Genomic DNA, 4776 nt, shown 5'->3' on the forward strand with positions numbered 1-4776 from the left:
TGCTGGGCCATCTCGTCGTCACCGAGGATCAATGCGTACAGCGCACCGCTCTTGTCGGCTTTCTTGAACTGGCTCTTGAAGCTGCCGGCCCCTGCGTTCACTTGCAGGCGCAGGTTGGGCAGTTGGTCACGCACACGCTCGGCCAGGGCCAACCCCGCCAGTTCGGCTTCTTCACCGAACGCGCAGAGGTAGACGTCGACCTGACGGGAAATTTCTTCCGGGATCTGCTCCAGGGTTTCCAGCAGCAGAACCAGGCGCTCGATGCCCATGGCAAAGCCTACGCCCGCTGTCGGCTTGCCACCCATCTGCTCGACCAGGCCGTCATAACGGCCGCCGGCACAGACAGTGCCCTGGGCGCCCAACTTGTCGGTGACCCATTCGAAAACGGTCTTGCTGTAGTAATCCAGCCCGCGAACCAGTTTCGGGTTGATGACGTAAGGAATGCCGGCGGCATCCAGACGAGCCTTGAGGCCCTCGAAGTGTGCGCGGGACTCTTCGTCGAGGTAGTCGGCCATTTTCGGCGCATCGACCAGAATCGCCTGCGTATCGGCATTCTTGGTGTCCAGCACCCGCAGCGGGTTGGTCTTCAGGCGACGCTGGCTGTCTTCGTCCAGTTTGTCCATGTGCGCGGACAGGAACTCGACCAGCGCATCGCGATAACGACCACGGGATTCGCTGGTGCCCAGGCTGTTCAGCTCGAGCTTGACCGCATCGCGAATGCCCAGCTGGCCCCACAGGCGCCAGGTCAGCACGATCAGTTCGGCATCGATGTCCGGACCGTCGAGGTTGAACACTTCGACACCGATCTGGTGGAACTGGCGATAACGACCTTTCTGCGGACGCTCGTGGCGGAACATCGGGCCGATGTACCACAGTTTCTGTACCTGGCCACCACCGGTGATGCCATGTTCGAGCACTGCGCGCACGCAGGCAGCGGTCCCCTCGGGGCGCAAGGTCAGGGAGTCGCCGTTGCGGTCGTCGAAGGTGTACATCTCTTTTTCAACGATGTCGGTCACTTCACCGATGGAGCGCTTGAACAACTCGGTGAATTCAACGATCGGCATGCGAATCTGCTTGTAACCGTAGTTATCCAGCAGGCGCGATACGGTGCCCTCGAAGTGACGCCACAGCGGGGTTTGTTCGGGCAGGATGTCGTTCATGCCACGAATGGCTTGCAGAGACTTGCTCACAGTAAATCCTTAAATTCAGGGCGTGACATCAGCCGCGCACGATAACCGCTGCATCAGCTTCGACCTTCTCGGCCGCTTTCTCGCGGATCAAGCGCTCAAGCTCATCCACAAGATTGTCATTCGTCAATTTCTGCGATGGCTTGCCATCGATGTAAATCAGGTTAGGCGTACCGCCGGTCAAGCCGATATGGGCTTCCTTGGCTTCACCCGGGCCGTTGACCACGCAACCGATGACCGCAACATCCAGCGGCACCAGCAAATCTTCCAGGCGCCCTTCGAGCTCGTTCATGGTCTTGACCACGTCGAAGTTCTGCCGCGAGCAGCTCGGGCAGGCGATGAAGTTGATGCCACGGGAACGCAGGTGCAGGGATTTGAGAATGTCGTAGCCGACCTTCACTTCCTCGACCGGATCGGCCGCAAGAGAAATGCGGATAGTATCGCCAATCCCTTCGGCGAGCAGCATACCGAGGCCCACGGCGGATTTCACCGTGCCTGAACGCAAACCACCGGCTTCGGTGATGCCCAGGTGCAGAGGCTGAACGATTTCCTTGGCCAGCAGGCGATAGGCTTCGACGGCCATGAACACGTCGGAAGCCTTTACGCTGACTTTGAAGTCCTGAAAATTCAAACGCTCAAGATGTTCGACGTGACGCAGGGCAGATTCGACCAGCGCCGCCGGAGTCGGCTCGCCGTATTTCTTCTGCAGGTCTTTTTCCAGCGAGCCGGCATTGACGCCGATGCGAATCGGAATCCCGCGATCCCGCGCCGCATCGACCACCGCGCGCACGCGGTCTTCGCGGCCGATGTTGCCCGGGTTGATTCGCAGGCAATCGACACCCAGTTCGGCAACGCGCAAAGCGATGCGGTAGTCGAAGTGGATGTCGGCAACCAGGGGCACCTTGACCAGCTGCTTGATCTTGCCGAAGGCCTCGGCAGCGTCCATGTCCGGTACGGAAACCCGCACGATATCGACACCGGCCGCTTCGAGACGATTGATCTGCGCCACCGTGGCGGCGACATCATTGGTATCGCTGTTGGTCATGCTCTGTACAGCGATAGGCGCATCGCCGCCAACAGGCACGTTACCGACCCAGATCTTGCGCGATTCGCGACGTTTGATTGGAGATTCGCCGTGCATGACTTATTGACCCAACTTCAGGCGAGCAGTCTCGCCACTGGTGAACGGAGCAACATCGACCGCCTGACCGTTGTAGCTGACCTGTGCGCCACGGGCGTAGCCCAGGCGAACGGCAAACGGTGGCTTGCCATTGACGGAAAGGCTGTCGCCCTTGCGCTTGAGACCGCTGAACAGCACCTTGCCGCCGCCATCGGTCACTTGTGTCCAGCAATCGGCAGTGAACTGCACTTGAACCTGACCCTGGCCGACAGCCGGGGCTGGTGCCGGAGCCGGCGTTGCCACGACTGTCGCCGCAGCGCTTGGCGCAACCGGAGCCGCTACCGTCGGCGCGGGTACGACAGGCGCAGCCGGGGCCGGGGTTGCCGGCGTCACGGCGACCGGGGCCGTACTGTGCGCAGGGGCTGCTGGAGCGGGTGCTGCCGGAGCCGGTGCGACCGGTGCAGTCGCCTGAGCCTCAACCGGCGCTTGAGCGGCGGCCTCGGACTGCGGCAATGCCAGAGTGGTTGCAGCCTCACCCTGCCCTTCGGCAACGGCCTGGTCTTCCGGCTCGTCCAGTGGATGAATCTGGGTCGTGCCGTCGGCGCCTTCGACTTCGACGTGTTCGGGGCTCAGACTGGTCAGTTCCTTGGTGCGTAGCGAGGTTTGATCCTGCCACCAGATGAAACCGCCCCCGATGACCGCTACGAGCAGCAACAGGCTGACAATTCGCAAAATGGTGTGGGAAACCCGGACCGGCTCTTCGATACGGCCCAGACTATGGACGTTGCTGCCATGAGAATCGGTGCCGGTGGACTGGTCGAATTGCTGGACCAGAACGGCCTGATCCATGCCGAGCAATTTGGCGTAGGCACGGATGTAGCCGCGAGCAAAGGTATGCCCAGGCAGCTTATCGAAATCACCGGCTTCCAGATTACTCAGGGAATTTACGGTGAGGTTGAGCTTGAGGGCCACTTCGGCCAGCGACCAGCCATTGCTCTCGCGGGCCTGGCGCAAAGTCTCACCGGGGTTAACGCGATTCGCTGCTACAACTTCGGGATGCGCCGCTTTCATCATTGCTCCGACAGGTATTGCTGATATTCCGGTGTACCGGGATAGAGTCGTTTTAATTGCAGGCCTGCACTTGCGGCCTTGTCGCGATCTTCAAACACTTTTGCCAGCCTGACGCCGAGCAATAGACTACGTGCATTTTGCTCGGTAAGCAGGCTGAAGCGATCGTAATAATCACGCGCGGGCACATAATGCCTGTCTTCGTAAGACAACTCAGCCATTTCCAGCAATGCACGCGGTTGCTGGCGATTCAAACGCAGGGCTTTTTCCAGTTGATGCTGGGCCAGATCACGCTTGCCGAGCATGGAAGCGGTTACGCCCAGGTTCTCGAACACACGCGAACGCTCAGGATACAGCGTATCGGCGGCGGCCTGCTCGAAGCGCTCGTACGCCTCCATGTATCGTTTTTGCTCGAAAAGAAAGCTGCCGTAATTATTGAGGATTCGTGCATCGGCGGGACGAGAGGACAGCGCCTTGCGAAAGTGCTGATCGGCCAGTTCAGGCTCCATTTCCGCCTGGAAGACCAGCCCCAGCGCCGCGTTGGCATCCGCGTCCGCGTCATCCAGCTCGAGCGCTTTTTTCAACGGTATTTTTGCTCGCTCGGTCATGCCCTGTTGCAGATAACCGATGCCCAGTTGCACATACGCCTCACGCGCTTCGTCTCGGCCCTTGCTGGTTTTCATCGGACTGTAATCGCCCGAAAGAACACAACCAGCACACAGGCTGGCCAAAAGCAGAAGCAGCGCAAAGCGCAGGGACATAGAGATCCTCTCTTGATTATTTGGTCGCGGCGTTCTGCGCCATATCGTTGTCGGCGTTCAATTCACGCACGGCGATATAACGTTCGCTGCGACGGGTGCGATCCATCACCTGCCCTACCAGTTGACCACAGGCTGCGTCGATGTCTTCACCACGGGTGGTGCGAACAGTGACGTTGAAACCCGCGTGATGCAGCTGATCCTGGAACCGACGAATGGCATTGTTGCTCGGCCGCTCGTACCCGGAATGCGGGAAAGGGTTGAACGGGATCAGGTTGATCTTGCACGGGACATTCTTGAGCAGTTCGATCATTTCAACCGCATGCTCAACCTTGTCGTTAACATCCTTGAGCAAGGTGTACTCGATGGTCAGTACGCGCTTTTCGCCGAGATTGGACATGTAGCGCTGGCACGACTCGAGCAGCATCTTAAGCGGATACTTCTTGTTGATCGGCACCAATTGGTTACGCAATGCGTCATTCGGTGCATGCAGCGACAACGCCAGGGAGACGTCGATGTGCTTGTGCAGCTCATCGATCATCGGCACTGCCATCGACGCGGCCCATCCGCAACAAGTCCTCGAAGCCCATTTGCCTGCTGACCGCAGCGGTCGGGTGATTGTCATCGGCGCCGGTAAAGCCGC

The 4776-nt window shown here is 59.5% G+C and carries 4 protein-coding genes and 1 pseudogene; all 5 read right to left on the reverse strand.

What is annotated here, in order from left to right:
• A partial coding sequence (gene hisS / locus ACQKP2_RS31735) for a histidine--tRNA ligase (protein WP_427582228.1) occupies positions 1-1190 on the reverse strand: 1190 nt, incomplete at its 3' end.
• A 28-nt stretch (positions 1191-1218) separates the two neighbouring features.
• A complete protein-coding gene (ispG, locus tag ACQKP2_RS31740; protein ID WP_427582229.1) occupies positions 1219-2328 on the reverse strand; it encodes a flavodoxin-dependent (E)-4-hydroxy-3-methylbut-2-enyl-diphosphate synthase in 1110 nt (369 codons plus the stop codon).
• Positions 2329-2331: 3 nt separating this feature from the next.
• Positions 2332-3378 carry a RodZ domain-containing protein gene (locus ACQKP2_RS31745; RefSeq protein ID WP_427582230.1) on the reverse strand — a complete coding sequence of 349 codons (1047 nt, stop codon included), beginning with the start codon at positions 3376-3378 and terminating at the stop codon, positions 2332-2334.
• Positions 3378-4136: a type IV pilus biogenesis/stability protein PilW gene (gene pilW, locus ACQKP2_RS31750; protein ID WP_427582231.1), complete on the reverse strand. Its 759-nt coding sequence runs from the start codon at positions 4134-4136 to the stop codon at positions 3378-3380. Before pilW ends, ACQKP2_RS31745 begins: the two co-directional genes overlap by 1 nt.
• Positions 4137-4152: 16 nt before the next feature.
• Positions 4153-4695: pseudogene (locus tag ACQKP2_RS31755) on the reverse strand (23S rRNA (adenine(2503)-C(2))-methyltransferase RlmN); the annotation flags it as partial.
• Positions 4696-4776 lie beyond the last annotated feature (81 nt).

The organism is Pseudomonas sp. NPDC089569 (assembly GCF_050280625.1).
Classification (GTDB): Bacteria; Pseudomonadota; Gammaproteobacteria; order Pseudomonadales; family Pseudomonadaceae; genus Aquipseudomonas.

Coding starts and splice junctions, on each gene's coding strand:
- ispG (WP_427582229.1), bottom strand. CDS start 2,328: ATGCACGGCGAATCTCCAATCAAACGTCGCGAATCGCGCAAGATCTGG.
- ACQKP2_RS31745 (WP_427582230.1), bottom strand. CDS start 3,378: ATGAAAGCGGCGCATCCCGAAGTTGTAGCAGCGAATCGCGTTAACCCC.
- pilW (WP_427582231.1), bottom strand. CDS start 4,136: ATGTCCCTGCGCTTTGCGCTGCTTCTGCTTTTGGCCAGCCTGTGTGCT.